The sequence below is a fragment of the Aristophania sp. ESL1100 genome, assembly GCF_058511235.1.
Map to the genome: position 1 here is coordinate 1304618 of NZ_CP196394.1, position 21217 is coordinate 1325834.

Sequence of the window (21217 nt, forward strand, 5' to 3'; positions counted from 1 at the left end):
AATTTACGTCCCGGAAAGACCAATCTGCTTGATATCGTGGAACGCAAGCTTTGGATTCATTTCTGCTGCACGGTTCATCATGAAGGAAGAACTTGCAAGAAAGACGGGATCGCCATCAATGTCATCAGCCATAGCCGTACGATTAAGAGAGGCAAAATTCTCTATCGCATCCTTATCACCCGTCACCCAACGGGCAAGATTATAAGGTGTGCTGTCAAAACCAACGGGGACGTTATATTCGGCAGATAGTCTTGATTGCAAAACATCAAGCTGCAAGGTCCCGACAACACCCACGATAGGCGGTGCGCCATCCTGCGGGCGGAAAAGCTGCACAACACCTTCCTCGGCCAACTCTGTCAGAGCCTGGCGAAGTTTTTTGGCTTTCATCGCATCATCAAGGCGTACACGGCGCAAAATTTCAGGCGCAAAATACGGCACTCCCGTAAAGCGAAGATCTTCACCCTCTGTCAGGGTATCACCAATCCGTAACGTTCCATGGTTGGGAATACCAACAACATCCCCTCCAAAGGCCTCCTCAACAAGCTGACGATCCTGGGCAAAAAAGAATTGTGGTGTATGGAGCGCAAATTGTTTGTTGATCCTGACATGCTTGAGACGCATTCCCCGTGTCAGGCGGCCAGAGCAGACACGCGCAAACGCCATACGGTCACGATGATTGGGGTCCATATTGGCCTGAATTTTAAAGATAAGCGCCGTGACCTTCTCTTCATCAGCCCGCACCTCTCTCGTTTCAGTTTTCTGAGCGCGCGGGGGTGGACCATAAGCCACAAGAGCGTCAAGCAAATCGGTTACGCCAATTTCTTTCATGGCAGAACCAAAGAAAACAGGTGTCAGATGCCCTTCATCAAAAGATTCTTTATCAAAAGCCGGAAGAGCGGCTTCTGCGAGACCACATTCTTCCTCAAGTTCTTCCAGACGGGGATCATTTTCTGCCAGAGGCTCTTTGACATGGAGCTCTTTGGTCCGCAGATCATATGTTCCGACAAACTTCGCAGCACGCCCGACCGGCCAGGTTGCTGGAGAGACGTCCAGAGCCAGACTATTGGCAATTTCATCCAACAGAGCAAAACAATCCTGAGCTTCGCGGTCCATCTTGTTGATAAAGGTGACAATGGGAATATCGCGTAGACGGCAAATTTCGAATAATTTGCGCGTACGTTCTTCAATACCCTTTGCCGCATCAATCACCATAACAGCGCAATCGACGGCTGTCAGTGTCCTGTAGGTGTCTTCCGAGAAGTCTTCATGGCCCGGCGTATCCAAAAGATTAAAGACACACCCCCCATAATTGAAGGTCATCACAGAGGTCACAACCGAAATACCACGGTCACGCTCAATGCCCATCCAGTCCGAACGAGTACGCCTTCTCTCCCCTTTGGCACGGACATTACCGGCCATCTGAATCGCCCCGCCAGCCCGCAAAATACGCTCTGTTAAAGTCGTTTTACCAGCATCCGGGTGAGAAATAATCGCAAAAGTCCTGCGTCTGGAAATTTCATGCGATAATTCATTCGCAGAGAGTGTGTCGGACATGAAAGCCTACTACCAAGGAAACAATAATAACAAAACGCCGGGCGGAAATTCCCGCCCGGCGCTCCGCAACTGATAAAGTCTGTAACCGAAAAACCGGTCTTAACGTGAGTAGAACTCGACGACCAGATTTGGTTCCATCTGCACAGGGTATGGAACGTCAGAAAGCTGAGGCACGCGCAGGAAGGTGCCTTTCATCTGACGATGATCAACTTCCATATATTCCGGAACGTCACGCTCAGCGCTCTGAACGGCATCAAGCAGAACAGCAAGCTGCTTTGATTTTTCACGCACTTCAATCACATCACCTTCTTTAACGAGGTAAGAAGGAATATTGACGCGCTTACCATTAACCAGAATGTGACCATGGTTCACAAACTGACGGGCAGCAAAAGGCGTGATCGCAAATTTCATGCGATAGATCACGGCATCAAGACGACGCTCCAGCAGCCCGATCATGTTCTCTGATGTGTCACCCTTGCGACGCACTGCCTCGTCATAATAACGACGGAACTGTTTCTCGCTGATATTGCCGTAATAGCCTTTAAGTTTCTGCTTACCCATCAGCTGGACGGAATAGTCAGAAGGCTTGGAACGACGACGCTGACCATGCTGGCCAGGACCATATTCACGACGATTTACAGGAGACTTCGCACGGCCCCAGAGGTTGGCACCGAGACGACGGTTGATTTTATACTTACTCGCAAGACGCTTGGACACAGGTAATCCCTAGTTCTCAATTCGGACCTGCCCGATACTGTGCTGGCAGACCCTTTGTTGCGCCGGTAGTCTCCACCTTTCCGTAAGGCGGAACGGGATATGACGCTACAGCCCGAAAAAGACACACAGCCTGTCTTTTCATAGACTGCCGAAACACCCACTTTCCCGGCAATAAGTGCGCGGTTACACGAAATAGGTGCTTCTGTCAATAAATGAGGTTATATCTACCCGCTCTCAAAGCGTTGTCTTCTTATAAAACAGTCTCTTATTTTTTCTAAATCAAAATATAAGATATATAGTACAATTCACTCTCTTGACTAAAAATCTATTTTACTTTTTAGGCAATCCTTTCACCCTGTATGGCTGAGAGCCCTTTCCACATCCCCCTATCGGACTTCTAAGATTATGAACGCTGAAACTGCGCATGATGAGATTGAACATGTGCGCTCTATTCATGGTGTAAAACCGGCATTGATAGCTCTTGCCACCGGCACTTTTGCAATCGGTACCACCGAATTCGGCACTATGAGTATCCTGCAGCCACTTGCCGATTCCCTTCATCTTACGGTTGAACAGGCATCCACCTCGATATCAAGTTACGCCATGGGTGTTGTTATCGGAGCACCGGTTCTTGCTGTTGCTGGTGCCAGACTCCCGCGTAAGATATTGGTTATTTTGCTGATGAGCCTTTTTGTCATCGGCAATCTTGGCACTATGTTATGCGCAACCCTTCCTTCCATTGAGATCCTGCGTTTTATTACAGGGCTGCCGCATGGGGCATTTTTCGGGATTGCGGCTCTCATTGCCGCCTCTCTGGTGGATTACTCCCATCGTGGGCGAGCCATCGGCCTTGTTTTTACAGGGATTACGATTTCCACCGTCGTAGCGGCTCCTGCTTTCACAGTTCTGTCCCAATATGTCTCCTGGCACGTTATTTACGTGTTGATTGCCTTGTTTGGTGTCCTCTGCATTGGCAGTGTGCTCTATTTTGTCCCAATGGATAAACCTCACCCTGGAGCAAAGCCGCTCAATGAGCTGAAAGCTCTTCTTGTTCCTCAGGTCTGGTTCACCTTTTTTACCGGAGCCATCGGTTTTGCCGGGTTATTTGGCGTCTATACCTTCCTGACCTCTGCTCTCTCTGAAGTCACTCATCTCAATCATTGGACGATTTCTCTCTATCAGGTTGTTTGTGGGCTTGGTCTGGTCGCAGGGAATGCCTTTGGCAGTGCCATGGTTGACCGTAACCTGGACAAAACCGTGATTTTTGCCTTGCTGGCCAGTATTTTTTTCCTGCTCGGCTTCTGGCTGACGCTACCTTATCCATGGCTGGCACTGATATCCTGCTTCCTTGTTCCCGCCGGCTGTATCATTATCAGCCCCGCTCTTCAGACGCGCCTGATGGATGTGGCTGGTGAGGCACAGACATTGGCCGCAGCCCTCAATCATTCAGCCTTTAACTTTGCCAATGCATTAGGGCCGTGGTTTGTTGCAAAACTTCTTGATGCCGGATTCGGTTATCATGCTGCTGGGTGGGGAGGAGCCATTCTTTCAGCCGGTGGTCTGGTGATTTATCTGACTGCACTCGCTGTGAAGAAACGCACCGCCTCTTAAGAGATACGGTGCATGACCCGGTAAGCCCGATAGCCAAGCGTCAGGGCGGCAACCCCCAGCCCTGATGCCAGGCCAATCCACAGACCGGCAACACCGACATGCTGATAAAAGGCCAGATACTCCCCAAGGCCAAGCCCTATAATGCCGTAACTACCCACTGTCAGCATCATGGGGCCATAGACATCACCACACCCGCGCAAGGCACCTCCAAAAACGGTTTGCAGGCCATCCACCATTTGGAAGATTCCGGCAATTTTCAATAAGGTCACAGTTGTTGCTACGGTCAGGGTATCTGTTGAGCTTCCCCTGAAATAAAAATGTGCAATCGTTTCAGGAAATAATTCAAGCACAGCTCCAGTCGTAAAGGACCAGAGCAATACAAGCATAACCGCCATGACAGCGGAGCGCCGTGCCTGATCCATTCTGGCTGCCCCACGCCAATAAGCAACCCGCACATTCGTCGCCTGCCCGATCGCAAGACTGACCATGAACAAAAGAGAGGCTGTACTTAAAGCAACCTGATGAGCTGCCAGGCTTTGCGTTCCCAGACTACCGGCTCTTAACGTTGCGATCTGGAACATAAGAAGTTCCGCCGCAGCAGACGCCATCATAGGAAATCCCAGATGAGCCAGCCCTTTAAGAACGGGAAGCTTTATCGGAGCAGGACGCATGACCTCTCTTACTTCCGGGCGACGCCAGCAGAGAATCACCATTGCGCACGTAATTGCCCAGCCGGTCAGAGTCGTTGCCCGGGCTGAGCCAAACAACCCGTAAGCTGGCAATCCAAACCAACCATGAATCAAGGCGGCATTGGTCACACCATTACAGAGCGCCATCGCCGGCATGATCCAGAGCAGTAAGGTCTCTGCCCCCAATGACGGCAGGGCTACGCGAAAAACACCCAGAACAACGATATGCGGTAGGAGTGAATAAAGCAGGATCGTAATGAAACGAACCCCCTTATCCATGACCTCAGCGGGTTCACCCATCAGTGAGAAAAGCCAGCCAGAAGATGACAGGATGATAAAACACGGGATAAAGGCCAGGAGCGCCAACACAAAACCGGCACTCATGATGCTTCTGCCATCATGGGCGATATTATAGCCGTGATCTCGCGCGCCTCTGGCATGGGAAAGCATGACCCCCACACCACCGAGAACTGCCTGAAAAATCACCATCGTCGTGAAAAAGAAATTATTGGCAATGCCACCAATCGCCACTGCCGAGACACTGAGCCCCCCCAGCAGGATTGTATCGGTCACGCCCATGGCCATTTCAGAAAGCTGGGACAGGGCTAATGGCAGACCGACCCGTATAAGAGAAAAAGCATGGCTGCTATACGAAATCTGCGTCGAATTCTTTGATGGAGTCTGTGAGGTCATACCCCACTCATAACGTGCTTCTTATGCAAAACAAGTATTTTACTGTATGAAAAGAATTGCCCAAAACTTTTCGCTCATGCATTGATCACTTTATGAATGAAACTCCTTCCTCCCCTGTTTTCCGTCTTTATAACAGCCACAGCCATAAGCTGGAGCGCTTCGTTCCCTTAGACCCCGGCCATATCAAGCTCTATTTCTGTGGTCCTACTGTTTATGACCTGGTGCATCTTGGCAATCTCAGAGCCATGCTATGCGCCGATATACTCGTCCGTGTCCTGAGAACGCTCTATAAGCGTGTCACTTTTGTACGCAACATCACTGATATTGATGACAAGATTATTCAGCGTGCCCAAAGCTCAGGGGAGGAAATTTCTGCCCTGACCAGGCGCACAACAGAGGAATTCCATCAGGATCTGAAAGCGTTGGAAATCCTGCCGCCCGATATCGAACCTCAGGCAACCACCCATATTGCTGACATGCTTGAGATGATCGGCCAGTTAATTGAACAGAACCACGCCTATGTCGCAGAAGGTCATGTTCTTTTTGATGTGCGTTCATTCCCTGATTATGGCGCTCTCTCAGGGCGTTCGCTTGATGATATGCGCGCAGGTGCACGAGTTGAGGTTGCGCCTTATAAACGCGATCCGGGTGATTTCGTGTTGTGGAAACCCTCCTCCCCGGACGAACCGGGCTGGGAAAGCCCTTATGGAAGAGGCCGCCCGGGCTGGCATATTGAATGTTCTGCCATGGCTCAGCATTATCTGGGCGAGAATTTCGATATTCACGGTGGTGGCAATGACCTCCTCTTCCCTCATCATGAAAATGAGCGGGCACAATCACTCTGTGCTCATCCAGGGAGCCATTTTGCCCGTTATTGGCTCCATGTAGGGATGCTTCTCTCCAATGGAGAGAAAATGTCCAAATCACTGGGAAATTTTCATACAATCAGAGAGGTTCTGGAGCGTTTCCCCGCTGAGGCATTGCGCCTGCTTTACCTTGGCTCCCATTACCGCTCAACACTGGATTTTTCCTGGGAGAAACTTGAAGACGCCCGTAAAACGCTCGACCGCTTCTATCGCGCTTTGGAAAAAACCCCTCCTTCCGAGAAAAATAAGGCACTCCCTCCAAGCCTGTTAAATGCTCTTTATGAGGATCTGAACACAGCTCAGGCCCTCGCTGAGCTGCATAAATTTGCTGATCTTGCCATGGCAGGCAACCAGCAGGGAGCGGACGATCTTTATAATGGTGGAAGACTCCTGGGGCTGTTTCATGTCTCACCTTCCCAATGGTTTCAGGGAGATGTGTCTCTCTCCACAGATAAAATTGAAGCCTTGATTGCTGAACGACAGGCCGCCAAAAAAGAGAAGAACTTTGCCCGCGCTGATGAAATTCGCGCTGAACTGGCAGCACAAAATATTCTCCTGGAAGACGGCCCACAGGGCACAACCTGGCGCAAAGGATAAGTTTTCATGACCGGACGTGATGGTGGCGCCGATCTTGCGCCCCTTGGCCCTTATGACCCTGTTGTCATTTTAGTACGCCCACAGCTTGCCGTAAATATTGGCACAACAGCCCGTGCCATGGCGAATGGCGGATTATTTCATCTCCGCCTCGTTGCCCCACGTGATGGCTGGCCCCAGGAACGTGCCTGGTATGCCTCATCGGGGGCAGACCGTATTTTGGAAGCGGCTCAGGTTTTTGAGACGGTTGATGAGGCTGTTGCTGATCTGCACCGTGTTTTTGCGACATGCCCACGCCCACGCCACATCATCAAGCCTTTAATGACGGCACGGGGAGCTGCGACTGAATTACGCGCCATCAGCCAGCGTCAGCTTAAGGCGGGAATTCTTTTCGGCCCTGAACGCGCAGGCCTTGATAATGAGGATATGGCGAGAGCCGATACGCTTATTCGCTATCCGCTCAATCCCGGTTTCATGTCACTTAACCTGGCTCAAGCTGTCTTGATTATGGCTTATGAATGGTTTTTGACAGAAGATCAGACCCCGGAACGCACATTAATGACGAATGAAACCCACGTCGCCACGAAAGGTGAAGTGAATAATTTCATGAATCATCTCCTGGGTGATCTGGGAAAAACAGGCTTTTTACGCAATGAACAGAAAAAGCCCGGTATGATCCGCAATATTCGTCACCTTTTCACCCGTGGAGAAGTGACAGAACAGGAATTGCGCACACTCCATGGTGTGGTCAGAGCACTATCCCATGATTACGGACGGTCTGAAACACCATAAAAAATGCCCCTTTAAAAGGGGCATTTTCTTTTTATTCGCTCTTTTCTTACTTTTAGCTGGTCAAGGCGTCATTGAGGCGCTGTATCACCTTCGCCCTTCCCATAACCTGCATAATATGAGCCAGTTCCGGCCCGGCTTCCTCTCCGGTTAAGGCCAGGCGAAGCGGCATGAAAAGTTGTTTTCCTTTCCGCCCTGTCTCAGCTTTCAGAGCATCAATCCAGCTTTTCCAGAAAGTCTCATCCCATGGTTCAGGTGGGAGAAGTTCTTTGGCTTTTGCCAGAAAATCACGCTCATCAGGCAAAGAGAGCGGAACAATGGAACCATGGAACACATCCCACCAATGAGGGACTTCTGCTATCAGGTCAATATTGCCCCGGATCGCCAGCCAGAATGCTTCATCAGCCCCTTCAGGCAACCGGGTCTTAACGTCTTCAAAAGCAAGATTATGCAACGTGCGGCGATTAAGGGCCAGAAGCTGGGTCATATCAAAGCGCGCTGCGGATTTTGACACATGATTGATATTATAGCTGGCAATCAGCTCATCCATCGGCAGTACTTCCGGGTCATCTGACGTTCCCAGACGAGCCAGGTACGCTACAATCGCCTGTGGTTCGATGCCATCATGGCGCAGCGTCGATAAAGCAAGGCCGCCTAGACGTTTGGAAAGCTTCTCACCGCCGCCTCCGACCAGAAGTGGCAGATGAGCAAACGTAAAATGTTTCGGCTTTGCACCTAGAGCTTCAGCGATATCAAGCTGAACGCCTGTATTGGTGATATGGTCCTCACCACGCATAATATGGGTTACACCCATATCGAGATCATCGATCACAGACGCCAGAGTATAGAGAATGCTGCCATCCGCACGGATGAGAACCGGGTCGGAAATAGCGGTCAGCTTGACGCTCATCTCTCCCATGACCAGGTCATTCCAGTGACGGGTCTGGTCAGAGAGTCTGAACCGCCAATAAGGCACTTTTCCGTTGGCTTCTGCCTTTTCACGCTGCTCCGCAGTCAGCTTAAGCATGGCCCGGTCATAAATTGGTGGCTTTCCTGCGCGCAAGCGTTGTTCACGCTTGATCTTGAGCTCCAATTCACTTTCAAAACAAGGATAAAGCCTTCCTGATGCTTTCAGGGCTTCAACCTGCTCAGCGTAACGTTCCAGCCTTTTGGACTGCCACGCCTCTTCATCCCACTCCAGCCCCAGCCATTTCAGGTCACGTCTGATGGCTTCCTCATATTCCTTCTTCCCCCGTTGCGTATCGGTATCATCCATACGCAGCAGAAAAGTGCCTTTATGCTTGCGTGCAAAGAGGTAATTGGCAACAGCAAGACGCGCATTCCCTACATGGAGAGAACCGGTCGGAGACGGAGCAAAGCGGAGTTTCATATCAGGAATAGTCTCAATTAGAATTAAATAACAATCTTAATGCCGGGTTACGTCAGATGGGTCCAACTCATCGTCTTCATCATCGTTCAGTTCTTCAAACACATCCTCTTCCTCAACCAGCCGGCGGGGGTCAAGGCTGCGCCAGTCGCGCTCCATGCGGGTTGCAGGAGAGGAAACAAAATCATCCAGCTCGGAATTTGCTTTCCAGCCATCATCTCCTGCATCAATTACTTCAGCATTCTCTCCAAAAGAGAACCAGCTTTCCAGCACTTCGCGCCCGGATGCGCCGGGAACACGACACCGTTCTATACTATCGCGAACATAGGCACGACAGAAAGCGTTGGCATGAGCAAGGTCAAGAAACCCTTTCACTTCCTCAATCGTATCATCTTCCGTCGCACCCGACTGATCGATGATCCTGACAACCCATTCCTGAGGGTCAGATTTTGTTTCTGTATGGCTCATAAACTCTGCTTTACTTATGATGGTTCCTGGACTTATGGTTTCTGGCGGAATCTGTTCAGGAGAAATTCGCGTCCAACCTTAACACGCCTCTGCTCTCCGTAAACGATAATATCAGCCGTTGCATAGGTTTCAGACCAGCTTTTGGGTAGAAATGAGCCCGTCCCCACGACATCAATCGGGGCATGAGCCTTCTTCATGGTGATACATTTCGTAATACTGAAACCAGATGAAACAATGATCTTCACCTTTGGAAAGCCCGCTTTATTCAAAGCCTCTCTCATATACCATATCGCCGCTGCCGAGACGCCCATACCGACCAGATAATGTCGCTCCTTGTCAGAGCAATAATGACGGATAATACCCGGATTATGCCGCTCCAGTACTTCGTATGAGGATGTCGTATCAAGCCCCTCCAGAAAGCGCCCTCCATGCGTATCCAGCCGGACACTGATCTCGCCCCGCATGGCCCTTTCAGGAAAGCGATGGCAGACGGCAAGTGCGTCTGTGATCTCATAACCAAAATAATCAACCAGAACGACTAATTGATCCTGCGGATAAAGCTCAGCATACATCTCGGCAGCCCGCACGGTTGAACCGGCATAACCGACCAGGGCATGAGGCATTGTCCCAAGACCGACCTTCATGCCAAAAAAGCCGGACGTTCCGTGATTGGCGTTGCCAATAAATCCCTTTGCCCCTTCCATCTGAGCCGCCCGCGACCCCACAGAAGCGGCATAAGCCATCAGCTCCTGCATTTCAGCCCCGGCGCAATGACGTGCTTCCATGGCCAGAAATGGGACAGAAGGCAGCGTTACCGCCATCTGATAGGCATTATAGGCGGCTACACAGGCAGCACCTGTTTTTTGCAGAACCATTGTTTCCAGCAAAACCAGATCAGAAAAATTGCCTGTCAGATAAAACAGGGCCTCTCCGGCGCCCACCCAGGCGCCTTCGGGGAAAAGTTCTTCAATCTCAATTTCGAACCCCTGTTCCTTTGCCACATTTCTGACCCAGGCCAGAGCCAGCCCGCAGGCTGCAATGACAGGGCGGCGAATAAAAACAGCGTAGGTAACGCGTTCATCACCAAAATGGCGCACGACTGCACGCGTCCGCTCGAAATAAGCATCTGTCCTTGCAAGAATTTCTTCTTCAGTCAGGGTCTGCTCCGGACCAAGGGCAGACGCAAGGGCTTCTTCTGGAGTTGCCATGAACACGCTCTTTCACAGGCATAAGATTAACATGGAAGGCTTATTTGCCACCCTTTGACTCAGCCAGAGCTTTCGTCAGCAGAAAAGCCATTTCCAAAGACTGCTCTGCGTTCAGACGAGGGTCACAGAATGTTTCATAGCGCAAACCAAGGTCATCTTCTGACAAACGATGTGCCCCACCAATACATTCGGTCACATTCTGGCCCGTCATTTCAAAATGCACACCCCCTGGGCGCAGACCTGCCTGTTTGAAGACCTCGAAGAATCCGATTACCTCAGCCAGAACATCCTCAAAAGAACGCGTTTTGACCTTGGCGGACGTTGTTGTCGTATTCCCATGCATAGGGTCACACAACCATGTCACATGACGGCCCGTGCGCTGCACAGCTTCCAGCAAAGGCGGCAGGAATTCATGAACCTTGTTACGTCCCATACGCGAAATCAGCGTGATACGGCCTTCTTCATCCAATGGATTAAGAATTTCGAGAAGCTTCTCAAGATCCTCAATCGTTGTGGTAGGACCGACTTTCACACCAATAGGATTTTCAACGCCACGAAGGAACTCAACATGTGCCCCATCAGGCTGACGTGTGCGGTCCCCGATCCAGAGGAAATGAGCCGAACAGTCATAATAACGGCCCGATGTACTGTCTATCCGCGTCAGGGCCTGTTCATAAGGCAGCAAAAGAGCCTCATGTGACGTATAGAACTCAGTCTCATCAATATGAGCTGAATCCCCGTTCAAGCCACAGGCCTTGATGAAAGAAAGTGTCTCATCAATCCGGTTGGAAAGATCCTGATAGAGCTCTGCCATCGGGGAACGGGCAACAAAATCGAGGTTCCAGCCATGGACGCGATGAAGATTGGCATAACCGCCATTGGAAAACGCCCGGAGCAGATTCATGACACCTGCTGACTGGAAATAAGCCGTTTCCATCCTGCGGGGATCCGGCTCACGGGCTTCTGCTGTAAATTCAGGGCCGTTAATAATATCGCCCCGATAGGAAGGCAGGCTTTCGCCGTTAATTGTTTCCGTATCTGATGAACGTGGTTTGGCATATTGGCCAGCCATACGCCCGATTTTAACGACAGGAACCTTTGCCCCGAACGTCAGAACCACAGCCATCTGCAATAAGACACGAAATGTGTCACGAACGATATCAGCGGTATATTCATTAAAGCTTTCGGCGCAGTTCCCCCCCTGCAACACGAAAGCCTCTCCCCTGCCTGCCTGAGCCAGCCTGGATTTCAGGCGCCGGGCCTCACCGGCAAAAACAAGCGGAGGATATTTGGCCAGACGGGATTCTACAGCTTTGAGAGAGGCCTGATCCGTATAAGATGGCATTTGACGCCCCGGGCGGGAACGCCAACTTTCAACGGACCACCCATTAAGGGCAGCGGATTTTACAGTATCAGGGGTTTTACTAACCTCTGCCATTCTTCATTCTCCAGCTTACGTCGCGGCTAATAAGGCCAATTCATTATACTTTATCGTTGTTTTTTGCTACGTTGCAAAGCGTTATGTCTTAATAAAATAGAGTTTCTGAACAGGATATAAAGATTAAAAAAATCTGTTCTTTTTTCTGCCATTAACGGCTTCCTGAATGTAGGGGCTTGAAGCTTTTGTATTTGAGGTCAATTATGGGGAAAATTGTTTTTCTCTTCGTCAGGAAGAATCATGAGATTACTTACAGGTCGCAAAGTTGTTTCACTGATCAGTTCAACAGCTTTCATTCTAGGCATCTCTCAAGGGGTTGGCTCTTTCATTACTGAGGCTAATGCTCAGGAAGTCCATTTTGATCAGCCTTTTGACCAGAATAATAACCCCAATAGTCCTAAAGCTGCACCCAAAAGCCAGGCTGTACATGGGGGCGAGCACTATCATGCCCGCGGAACGCGCCCCCCACCGCCCGGATATCAGGAAGCCCCCTCAATGGAATTCCAGAACGGCCCTGATCCAGACCATCAGGCCAAGGTTCAGAGGGATAAAACAACCGGTACGGACCTCAGTAAATTCGGCACGTCCTACCGCGATAGCAACCCGACACAGCAAGGTGAACTGGGAGACGCAACGGGCAATGGCTGGGTCGCTCCGCGTGGAAACGGGTTCCAATACTGATTGTGCCTTTATTCTGTAAGGCGGGAAAAGGACCCACCTCATTCCTGCCTTACCGCACTCTATCCCAGGCCTTCTGACTTGCCTGAGGTAATAATAGGTTTTGTTAGGAAAATACGGCTGGTCATATATTCAAATCTTAAAATCATCAGTGATCCCAGAGCCAGCACGATGTCCCTGCGCTCAAAAAAATCATAGGTCCTCGACAACTTTTCTCGTAACTCCTCAAGACTGGACTTCAGGTCCAGAAGAGAAGGAAGCCCATTATGGGTATCCGATGCCCTGGGAGATTGAATCAGAGAACTGACAATCTTCTCACCTTCGTAACTCATATCACGCGGCAGACGCCCTTCCTGAGAGAAACTCTCCAGCATGAGCAGATTGCGCCCCACTGTCATAATAGACAAAGTCCCTTTCACCATATCCTCAACATGGTGTTCGGGCAGCTGCCCGGCATAGCGAAATACCTGCTCCATACGCTGGGCTGTATCGGCGATCCAGTCGATCTGGGAAAATTTGCTAACGTGGCCTGATTGGCGCAACAGGCGCTTCAACCCTCTGGCAAGATGCCCTCTCAGGGCATGCCATGCCTGTGGTGCTGTAAATGGAAAAACAACCCGGAACACAACAACCCCGCTCCATAAAGCCAATAACAGCGCGAGAGAGGTATTAAACCAGCTGACCTCATCAAGACGTGTCTGATTATCCAGCCCCAGCACCCAGGGGAAAAAATTGGAAAATGAAGCAGCGATCGTCAAAGTCGGCAGGTAACGTAAACCAAGGCCTCCCAGAAACATGATGAGCCCGATTGCCAGACCAAACAGAACGTAGCTCGATGTTACAGGGATGATGAAAAAAACCGGGATAATACTGGCAATAACAGCCCAGAATGCCCCGTAAAAAAATTGTCGGCTCACCAATACGGTATTATCAAACGTTGCAAAACGCGTGCAGACAACGGCCAGGAGACTGAGATAAGCCGGTCCTTCAGACCAGGCTGTCACTTCCCAGACAAGTGCCCCAACCAGAAGAGCGACAACGGTTCTCCCCCCATTTGAAAAAGCAGAGCGCCAGTCCGGCTGCCGCCTGAGGGAAGGAAAATTGTTAAGTGGATAGTCCTTGCGGCTGAAATGATGCGCTGAAAGAGCAACGATAAAATCCTTCAGCATAAAATCAATGCCGGAATAGATAATGGCTGACTTGAGCGAGTCATCATCATCTTTCATCAGGGCCATCTGCAATTTCTTATGAAAAACCGCTTTCAGCTCTTCCAGACGATCAACCGCGATCCCTCCCTGACCCCGAACCGCCATAATATCAGGGAGTTTCTCCAGCTCTGTGGCTAAAAAGCGCAGGTCTGCTTTCAAAGTGCCTGATAGCTCTCCCACAGACATCAGACGGGAATGAAGCCCAAGCCCCCTTGAAAGAACTATGGCAATCAGTGTCAGTACCTTATGGGCACGCGCAATATCGCCACCAGCCTGCTGGGTTGCCGAGCGAACAAACTCGAGACTGTCATTGAATTTCTGCAACGTTCCTAAAAGATTGCTCAAGGTCGTCACAGCGTGAGGACGATCAAGGGCAATACCAGCCAGCGCCAGAGCAGACTGCCCGATCAGGTGCGAAAAACGTTTATGAAGATCCTCGAGAGCGTCTTTGACAGAATTGGGGACACAGATCATGCCCCCGATCATTTCGCAGACCACACCTAAAATAATATAGGTGCCGCGGGAAACTGCGATATCAAAGACTTTATCTGGCCGCTCCAAAGCACTTAAAGCAATAATTGCCCCTGTATAGGCGACAAGGACAAGCGCATAACTGCGAAAGTTATTTGTGACCGAAGATAGCCCCGTACATAACCCCGCCAATAGTGCCAGTGATACAAAGAAAAGCCAGGGATATTGCGGATAAAGTGCAATTAACGCCAGAGCGGAAACCACACCTCCCACTGTACCGATAATACGCCATTTTCCTTTGGAATGGCTCATTCCCCGGGAGTTCTGGGCCACAATCCACACAGTCATAGCTGCCCATTGGGGCTGGTCCAGTTCCATCCAGAAGGCAATAGCCAGAGCAATCAAAGAGACAACCGTTGTCCTTAAGGCAAAAAGTGCGGCACTTACTGCGTCAGGTTCCAATAACGGTCGCTTCATTATCCTCCTTTAGCAACTGCCTCATTTTTATTTAAACCAGCTGCTTCATGAATGTGCCCGGGGAACTTTTCTATCGGGCATACGCATTGTGACAAATTCCTCAGCTAAAGTCGGGTGAAGGGCCACAGTGCGGTCTATTTCAGCCTTGGTCAGACCGGCTGTAACGGCTACCGCCATAATTTGTATGATCTCCGGGGCTTCAGGACCTATCATATGCGCACCCAGTATAACACCACTGCGGCCGTCAATAATGAGTTTCATGAAGCACTTACCGGGTCTCTGGGGTAATATATGCCCCATCGGGGTAAATTCTGCCGTATAAATTTCAAGATCATGCTGAGTGCGTGCCTCTTCTTCACTCAGCCCCACGCTTGCCAGAGGGGGAGAGAAAAAGACGGCTTTAGGCGTTGTTTCAAAAGACCATTCACGACCCTGAGGATGAAAAAGCGCCTCAGCGAGCATATGCCCTTCTGCAATGGCTGTCGGCGTCAGATTATAATGGTTTGTAATATCACCAATCGCATAGATAGACCGAACAGAGCTCGAGAAGGCTTCGTTAATGACGACGCTACCATTCTCAACCTTTACACCGGCCTTATCGAGACCAAGTCCCTCAATAGCCGGCTTCCGTCCTGTTGCCATTAATACAGCGTCAACCTCAAGAACCTTGCCATTCGAAAGAGAAAGCAACAACCCATCAGCTGTTTTTTCTATTTTCTCAGGGGTTACTCCATGATGCTGCTTAATGGCTCTTTGATCGATCAGCATATGCATCCGCTCACGCAGATCCTGATCAAACCCTTTTAATGGCAGGGGCTGACGGTAAACAAGTTCCACACTTGAACCCAGTCCCGCGAAAATACCGGCAAATTCAATCCCTATATAGCCACTGCCAATAATCGCAAGGCGTTCAGGGCGCTCTGGCAGGGAGAAGAGATCATCTGAAACGAGAGCATACTCAGCCCCCGGGAAATCAAGCCTTACAGGCGTAGACCCGGTCGCCAGCACAATATTTCTGGCCCTGATTGTCTGAGGTTGCGCTTGAGGCTCCAATGCAGACGGCGCAATTGTCACCGTATGGCCGTCCAGCAGGCTGGCATCTCCTGTAAAAAGCTCAACACCAGAACGTTTCAGCAAGGAAACATAAATGCCATTCAGGCGTTCAATTTCCTTATTTTTCGCCGCCATGAAGCGCGACCAGTCATGCCCGTTCTCCGACGCGTCCCACCCATAGGCAGGAGCATCATGAACCGCCCGGCCCGCTTCAGCAGCATAAACCATAAGTTTTTTGGGCACGCAGCCAATATTGACGCAGGTCCCTCCCCAGTGCTGCCTTTCGACAATACCGACCTTGGCACCGTTCTGGGCTGCAATACGGGCACAGCGTACGCCGCCAGAACCGGCACCTATGATAAAGAGATCAAATTCCTGCATCAACTCAGCTCCTTATTGAAAAAACTTACCGTTCGGCAAAGGCTTTCTCAACCACGTAAGAACCCTGATTACTCATGTTACCCTCTTCAAAGCCACGGCTTTCAAGAAGTTTCTCTGTATCAGCAAGCATTTCAGGTGACCCACAGATCATGACCCGATCATGCTCAGGATCCAGCTCAGGGATATTCAGATCACGGAAAATACGACCGCTCTGAATCAGGCTGGTAATACGTTCCTGCACAGGGAATTCTTCACGCGTCACAGCAGGGTAATATTTCAGCTTTGCCTTGACATCTTCTCCCAGGAATTCATTTTCCGGCAGAATGTTTTTAATGAAATCATTATACGCCAGTTCACCACGCTCACGCACTGTATGGGTCAGAATAATGTTATCATAACGCTCATAGGCATCGGGGTCTTTAATAAGGCTCATAAAAGGAGCCAGACCGGTGCCTGTTGAAAGGAAATAAAGATTACGACCGGGTTTAAGATTATCCAGCAATAATGTGCCAACCGGCTTACGGCCAATCAAAACTGTATCACCCACTTTGACATGACGCAGACGTGATGTCAGAGGGCCATTCTCAACAGCGATGGAGAGAAACTCCATCTGATCCTCATAATTGGCTGAAGCGATTGAATAAGCACGCAAAAGGGGTTTGCCATCAACTTCAATACCGATCATTGTGAACTGACCGTTTTCGAAACGCAGGCCGGGATCACGAGTCGTCGTAAAGCTGAAAAGACGGTTCGTCCAATGATGGACCTGCTTCACCTCGGCAGGGTAAAGATGACTATATTCCTTGCTCGGCTTCGCCAGACGATATTGACGGTCGTGGCCTTCGTAAGGGACAAGTCCGCTCAAAGGGGCGTCCAGAGTCGGAACAGGTGCAGAATCAGTTGGGAATGGTGTGGTCATATCCGTCTTTGTCTCCATTGGACAATAAGAACAAAAGGAATTAAGGCAGAAAGCCCGTTATTGTTAATTGTGACATGGTTTTAGCCTATTATTGCAGAAAACGGAAAGCCATCATACGTTTTCGCCCCATGCAAAAACATTAACTGGCCGTTCAAAAGCGGCTTTCCCCTTACTTAACACTTGCTTAAATTTTCCCACAGGTTTCCATTTTCATGAATGATCACGCTCTCTCCCCTGCTGAAATTGCTCTCAACCATGCTGAAGCAGAATGGGATGGAGAACTCGCTATCACGTCAAAAGAGCGCCCTGCCCTCTTGCGACAGATTGCCAGAAGACTGAACACTGAAAAAACAGACATCACTCTTCCAGAGCTCCTGCACGCACTTTGTCAGGTAAGAAGGCGCCAGTGGGCCAGCGCGCTCATGAAAATGGCTCATGGTCAGGGCCATATCTGGGTGCAGAAAGAAGATGTGCTGACAGCCGCAGAACGCGTTAATGACCCGCTTGTCAAAATAGAGGCCTTATCGGCTCTGCTCGATTCGGTTCTGGAAGAAAAATGGCGCGACATTGCTGACCGTCCCCGCGATGTTCTCGAGGAAGTCAGGTCAGATATGGCCGATAAAGGCTCCCATCTTTCAGCCCGCCAGATTGAAGAGCTCTCTCATAGCATTGCCCGGGCTTTTGGCGGGATCGATCTCGGCTTCGAAGATGATCTCATTCTCTATGAGGAAAAAAGACAGCAAGAACAGGAAGAAATCCGCAAGCGCGCCGAGATGCGCCGTCAGGCAGAGCTGGAACGGCTGGAAAACTGGGAAAAGACGCTTATAGAATATGACAGGCTACCGGCGATCCTTCATTGCTCCATCCGGGAAGTGTTACGCTGGATTGCTGAAAGCCGTCTCCCCATCGCAAAGCGCGAAACACAGCCTGACGGCCGGGAGATTTTCCTTTTCGATCCTGTTGAAATTGAAAAACTTCTTCCTGAAGTGCCGTTATGGCGCAAAGGTCTGTCAAAGAAAGATAAAAGCAACAAGAAGTCGGAATCTGAGACTAAAATCGGAAATGAAGCCATTGCCCGCGTCGCAGCACTGGACCGGTTTGCCGCTCATTTCCGCACAGCTCGGGCTCTTAAGCGACGTATCACGCTCGTTACGGGACCGACAAATTCCGGAAAATCGCATACTGCCCTCCAGGCACTGGCAGAAGCGGAATCCGGGATCGCCCTCGCGCCCTTGCGGCTTCTGGCTCATGAATTCCGGGAAGCCTTGTTAAGCCGTGGCGTCGCCGTCTCCCTCACAACGGGGGAAGAGCGCATTATTGACCCTACGGCGCGTCATCTGGCCGCAACGGTTGAGATGTGCCCCTTTCATAATCCGGTCGATGTGGCCATCATTGATGAAGCACAGATGCTGACCGACCCGGACCGAGGAGCGGCCTGGACAGCGGCCATTATGGGGGTGCCTGCGCGACATATCTTCATTCTGGGCGCTCCTGACTGCATCCCCCTGGTCAAACGCATTGCTGCACTTTGTAATGACCCGGTTGATGAAATCCATCTTGAGCGCAAAAGCCCCCTCAAGGCTGGACATACCCTCGCTTTGGGAGATTTGCGTTCCGGTGATGCATTGATCGCTTTCTCCAGGCGTGACGTTCTGGATTACCGCGCGCAATTACTCGAAAAGAATAAAAGCGTTGCCGTCATTTATGGGGCCCTCAGCCCTGAAGTCCGGCGTGCAGAAGCCGCCCGCTTCAATCACGGGGAAGCAGACATTCTGATTGCGACTGACGCCATCGGCATGGGGCTGAATCTCTCCATAAAAAGAGTGATCTTCAGCACATTACGTAAATATGATGGCCGGAACACACGCAACCTCACCTCCCAGGAGGTCAAACAGATCGGAGGACGCGCGGGCCGTTATGGCAAGCATGAGCACGGCCTCGTCTGTGTTCTTGATGGGGGTGGAAGTCCATCTTTTGTACGCACTATGCTTGAGGCCCCTCCCGAGGAATTAAAAGAACTTCGTCCTCTGGTTCAGCCTGATTCCGACATTGTGCAGGCTGTTGCCCAGGAAATAGGCTCCCAAAGCCTTTATGGTGTCCTGACCCGCATCAAGCGAGCCGTTTTGCGCCCTGATGACCCCAATTACCGCCTTGCTGATATGGAACAGGCTCTTGAAATTGCCTCGGCCCTTGAAGGGGTGGATAAGCTCGATCTGAATACACGCTGGACTTACGCCATGTGCCCAGTTGATGTGCGCGATAATGGCATACCACGCCTTATTGAATGGGCAGCAGCCCATGCACGCGGGCAGGTTGTACATCCGCCCGGCACTGGCAAGCTGCCCCCACCAGCCAATGCAGGAAATAGCGAGCTGGAACGTGCCGAGAAACGGCATAAACGCCTGGTAAGCTGGCGCTGGCTTGCCATGCGCTTTCCCGAATATTATCCGGCCTTGCAGGATGCTGAGCAAAATGCCGCGCGCCTTAATGACTGGATTGAAAGCGTGCTGCGTACCAAAAGCCGCATGAAAGAATCAGCCCGCAAGCTTGGTCCCAAACGCCGTGGCCCTAAAGGGAAAGATAACACCCATCCCAAACAGAACGATCACGCGGCCTCGTCCCATAAAAAGAAAAAACCTTATTCCGGGAAAAGGAAAAAGCCCCACTCATAACCGGAAACCGTGACAAAAACCCTGCCTGAACGATCAGGCAGGGTCTCAAAACTAAGATCTTTCTTAATCGGAGTTTCAGACTTATCCGATTTGTTCCAGTCCCCCCATATAGGGTTTGAGGGCTTCTGGAATGTTAATTCGTCCGTCTTCGGTCTGATAAACTTCCATTAAGGCGATCATAACGCGGCCTACGGCCAGACCTGAGCCATTTAAGGTATGGACGAAGGCAGGGCCTTCTTCACTTCTAAAACGGGCATTCATGCGTCTTGCCTGGAAATCTTTGGTATTGGAGCAGGAGGAAACCTCACGCCATGCCTGCTGACCGGGTAGCCATGCTTCCAGGTCAAAAGTTTTTGCTGCGCCAAAGCCTGTATCTCCCGCGCATAACAGAACGCGCCTGTAAGGAAGCCCCAGCCTATCAAGAATTGTTTCCGCAGCTCTGGTCATGCGTTCATGCTCAGCGTCGCTTGCTTCAGGTTTGACGATTGAGACAAGCTCACATTTCGTAAATTGATGTTGCCGCAACATCCCTCTTACGTCACGCCCGGCTGAGCCGGCTTCAGAACGGAAACAGGACGAAAGCGTTGTTAAACGGAGAGGTAGACTATCTGCCGGGAGCATTTCCCCCATGACCGTTGCTGTCAGCGGCACTTCCCCGGTCGGGATCAGCCACCTTCCATCATCTGTATGGAATGAATCCTCGGCAAATTTGGGCAGTTTGTCCGTGCCATACATGGCTGCGTCATTGACCAGAAGGGGAACTGTTGTTTCCTGATAGCCAAATTCCTGCGTATGCGTATCAAGCATATACTGCCCGATTGCCCGCTCCAACCGTGCCAGAGCCCCCTTAAGCATGACAAAACGGGCGCCTGATAATTTGGCAGCTGTTGGAAAATCCATCAAACCCAACGCTTCTCCAAGCTCAAAATGCTGCTTGGGCGTAAATGGGAATTGAGGGATTTCTCCTGTCTGATGGATAACGACATTGTCACTTTCGTCCCGTCCATCAGGAACAGAAGCGTCCAGCTGATTGGGCAGTGTTTTCAGCACATCCTCAATCTGCTTTGTGAGGGAATCAGAGCGCGCTTCAAGTGCGGCAATATGGTCGCGCAGCTGCACGGCTTTTTCTTCAAGCGCTGCACTATCCTGCCCCTGCCTCTTTGCCTGACCGATATCGCGCGCAATGTTTTTACGCTCAGCCTGAGCCTGATGAAGTTCCGAGAGCGCTGCCCTGCGTTCTTCATCTTCCTGCACCAGACGTTCTGCCACGGGGCTGATTCCACGCCGTGCCAGAGCTTCATCAAAAGCAGCAGGGTTGGCCCTTAATTTTTTAAGATCATGCAT

16 protein-coding genes are annotated in these 21217 nt (G+C 50.7%); 5 read left to right on the plus strand and 11 right to left on the minus strand.

Annotated features, from left to right (window positions below; all coding sequences use genetic code 11):
- Nucleotides 1-3: 3 nt before the first annotated feature.
- Entirely contained in the window at nucleotides 4-1554 is a 1551-nt protein-coding gene (locus ACSYSY_RS06125) for a peptide chain release factor 3 (RefSeq protein WP_491706696.1), read from the minus strand.
- A gap of 99 nt (nucleotides 1555-1653) precedes the next feature.
- On the minus strand, nucleotides 1654-2271 hold the full coding sequence (gene rpsD / locus ACSYSY_RS06130) for a 30S ribosomal protein S4 (protein WP_489805715.1): 618 nt from the start codon (nucleotides 2269-2271) through the stop codon (nucleotides 1654-1656).
- A gap of 405 nt (nucleotides 2272-2676) precedes the next feature.
- Here rpsD and ACSYSY_RS06135 point away from each other — a divergent pair, with 405 nt between their 5' ends.
- The gene (locus ACSYSY_RS06135; protein WP_491706697.1) at nucleotides 2677-3882 is read left to right on the plus strand and encodes an MFS transporter; all 1206 of its coding nucleotides are present in this window, start codon (nucleotides 2677-2679) and stop codon (nucleotides 3880-3882) included.
- On the opposite strand, the gene ACSYSY_RS06140 is transcribed toward ACSYSY_RS06135, so the two are convergent.
- A complete protein-coding gene (locus tag ACSYSY_RS06140; protein WP_491706698.1) occupies nucleotides 3879-5264 on the minus strand; it encodes an MATE family efflux transporter in 1386 nt (461 codons plus the stop codon). The two genes, ACSYSY_RS06135 and ACSYSY_RS06140, sit on opposite strands and share 4 nt — an antisense overlap.
- Before the next feature lie 92 nt (nucleotides 5265-5356).
- Here ACSYSY_RS06140 and cysS point away from each other — a divergent pair, with 92 nt between their 5' ends.
- Both cysS and ACSYSY_RS06150 read left to right on the plus strand, forming a co-directional pair.
- Complete coding sequence (cysS, locus tag ACSYSY_RS06145; RefSeq protein WP_491706699.1) at nucleotides 5357-6727, plus strand: cysteine--tRNA ligase; 1371 nt, start codon at nucleotides 5357-5359, stop codon at nucleotides 6725-6727.
- Nucleotides 6728-6733: 6 nt separating this feature from the next.
- Nucleotides 6734-7516 (plus strand): RNA methyltransferase, encoded by a 783-nt coding sequence (locus ACSYSY_RS06150; RefSeq protein ID WP_491706700.1) that lies wholly within the window; start codon nucleotides 6734-6736, stop codon nucleotides 7514-7516.
- A gap of 52 nt (nucleotides 7517-7568) precedes the next feature.
- On the opposite strand, the gene gltX is transcribed toward ACSYSY_RS06150, so the two are convergent.
- The 4 genes from gltX to ACSYSY_RS06170 are packed head-to-tail and all read right to left on the minus strand — an operon-like array spanning nucleotide 7569 to nucleotide 12014.
- A complete protein-coding gene (gene gltX / locus ACSYSY_RS06155; protein WP_491706701.1) occupies nucleotides 7569-8903 on the minus strand; it encodes a glutamate--tRNA ligase in 1335 nt (444 codons plus the stop codon).
- Nucleotides 8904-8939: 36 nt separating this feature from the next.
- Complete coding sequence (locus ACSYSY_RS06160) at nucleotides 8940-9368, minus strand: hypothetical protein (protein WP_491706702.1); 429 nt, start codon at nucleotides 9366-9368, stop codon at nucleotides 8940-8942.
- Between the two features lie 32 nt (nucleotides 9369-9400).
- Nucleotides 9401-10576, minus strand: coding sequence for a nicotinate phosphoribosyltransferase (locus ACSYSY_RS06165; RefSeq protein WP_491706703.1), 1176 nt, complete (start codon nucleotides 10574-10576; stop codon nucleotides 9401-9403).
- A 40-nt stretch (nucleotides 10577-10616) separates the two neighbouring features.
- Nucleotides 10617-12014 carry a class II 3-deoxy-7-phosphoheptulonate synthase gene (locus ACSYSY_RS06170; RefSeq protein ID WP_491706704.1) on the minus strand — a complete coding sequence of 466 codons (1398 nt, stop codon included), beginning with the start codon at nucleotides 12012-12014 and terminating at the stop codon, nucleotides 10617-10619.
- Nucleotides 12015-12254: 240 nt separating this feature from the next.
- On the opposite strand from ACSYSY_RS06170, the gene ACSYSY_RS06175 reads away from it, so the two are divergent.
- Complete coding sequence (locus tag ACSYSY_RS06175) at nucleotides 12255-12695, plus strand: hypothetical protein (RefSeq protein WP_491706705.1); 441 nt, start codon at nucleotides 12255-12257, stop codon at nucleotides 12693-12695.
- 59 nt (nucleotides 12696-12754) lie between these two features.
- Here the strand turns inward: ACSYSY_RS06175 and ACSYSY_RS06180 are convergent, their stop codons facing one another.
- Genes ACSYSY_RS06180 through ACSYSY_RS06190 form a run of 3 tightly spaced genes read right to left on the minus strand, consistent with a single transcriptional unit; the run spans nucleotide 12755 to nucleotide 17201 of the window.
- Nucleotides 12755-14848: an FUSC family protein gene (locus ACSYSY_RS06180; RefSeq protein ID WP_491706706.1), complete on the minus strand. Its 2094-nt coding sequence runs from the start codon at nucleotides 14846-14848 to the stop codon at nucleotides 12755-12757.
- 45 nt (nucleotides 14849-14893) lie between these two features.
- Nucleotides 14894-16282, minus strand: coding sequence for a glutathione-disulfide reductase (gorA, locus tag ACSYSY_RS06185; RefSeq protein ID WP_491706707.1), 1389 nt, complete (start codon nucleotides 16280-16282; stop codon nucleotides 14894-14896).
- Nucleotides 16283-16307: 25 nt separating this feature from the next.
- Nucleotides 16308-17201, minus strand: a complete 894-nt coding sequence (locus tag ACSYSY_RS06190) for a ferredoxin--NADP reductase (RefSeq protein WP_491706708.1) — start codon at nucleotides 17199-17201, stop codon at nucleotides 16308-16310.
- A 212-nt stretch (nucleotides 17202-17413) separates the two neighbouring features.
- Here ACSYSY_RS06190 and ACSYSY_RS06195 point away from each other — a divergent pair, with 212 nt between their 5' ends.
- The gene (locus ACSYSY_RS06195) at nucleotides 17414-19873 is read left to right on the plus strand and encodes a helicase-related protein (protein ID WP_491706709.1); all 2460 of its coding nucleotides are present in this window, start codon (nucleotides 17414-17416) and stop codon (nucleotides 19871-19873) included.
- Nucleotides 19874-19954: 81 nt separating this feature from the next.
- Here the strand turns inward: ACSYSY_RS06195 and serS are convergent, their stop codons facing one another.
- Nucleotides 19955-21217 (minus strand): serine--tRNA ligase, encoded by a 1263-nt coding sequence (gene serS / locus ACSYSY_RS06200; RefSeq protein ID WP_491706710.1) that lies wholly within the window; start codon nucleotides 21215-21217, stop codon nucleotides 19955-19957.

Bases quoted from the DNA above. Each gene is read 5' to 3' on its own strand.
- ACSYSY_RS06125 (WP_491706696.1), bottom strand. From the start codon at position 1,554: ATGTCCGACACACTCTCTGCGAATGAATTATCGCATGAAATTTCCAGA.
- ACSYSY_RS06135 (WP_491706697.1), top strand. From the start codon at position 2,677: ATGAACGCTGAAACTGCGCATGATGAGATTGAACATGTGCGCTCTATT.
- ACSYSY_RS06140 (WP_491706698.1), bottom strand. From the start codon at position 5,264: ATGACCTCACAGACTCCATCAAAGAATTCGACGCAGATTTCGTATAGC.
- cysS (WP_491706699.1), top strand. From the start codon at position 5,357: ATGAATGAAACTCCTTCCTCCCCTGTTTTCCGTCTTTATAACAGCCAC.
- ACSYSY_RS06150 (WP_491706700.1), top strand. From the start codon at position 6,734: ATGACCGGACGTGATGGTGGCGCCGATCTTGCGCCCCTTGGCCCTTAT.
- gltX (WP_491706701.1), bottom strand. From the start codon at position 8,903: ATGAAACTCCGCTTTGCTCCGTCTCCGACCGGTTCTCTCCATGTAGGG.
- ACSYSY_RS06160 (WP_491706702.1), bottom strand. From the start codon at position 9,368: ATGAGCCATACAGAAACAAAATCTGACCCTCAGGAATGGGTTGTCAGG.
- ACSYSY_RS06165 (WP_491706703.1), bottom strand. From the start codon at position 10,576: ATGGCAACTCCAGAAGAAGCCCTTGCGTCTGCCCTTGGTCCGGAGCAG.
- ACSYSY_RS06170 (WP_491706704.1), bottom strand. From the start codon at position 12,014: ATGGCAGAGGTTAGTAAAACCCCTGATACTGTAAAATCCGCTGCCCTT.
- ACSYSY_RS06175 (WP_491706705.1), top strand. From the start codon at position 12,255: ATGAGATTACTTACAGGTCGCAAAGTTGTTTCACTGATCAGTTCAACA.
- ACSYSY_RS06180 (WP_491706706.1), bottom strand. From the start codon at position 14,848: ATGAAGCGACCGTTATTGGAACCTGACGCAGTAAGTGCCGCACTTTTT.
- gorA (WP_491706707.1), bottom strand. From the start codon at position 16,282: ATGCAGGAATTTGATCTCTTTATCATAGGTGCCGGTTCTGGCGGCGTA.
- ACSYSY_RS06190 (WP_491706708.1), bottom strand. From the start codon at position 17,201: ATGACCACACCATTCCCAACTGATTCTGCACCTGTTCCGACTCTGGAC.
- ACSYSY_RS06195 (WP_491706709.1), top strand. From the start codon at position 17,414: ATGAATGATCACGCTCTCTCCCCTGCTGAAATTGCTCTCAACCATGCT.
- serS (WP_491706710.1), bottom strand. From the start codon at position 21,217: ATGCATGATCTTAAAAAATTAAGGGCCAACCCTGCTGCTTTTGATGAA.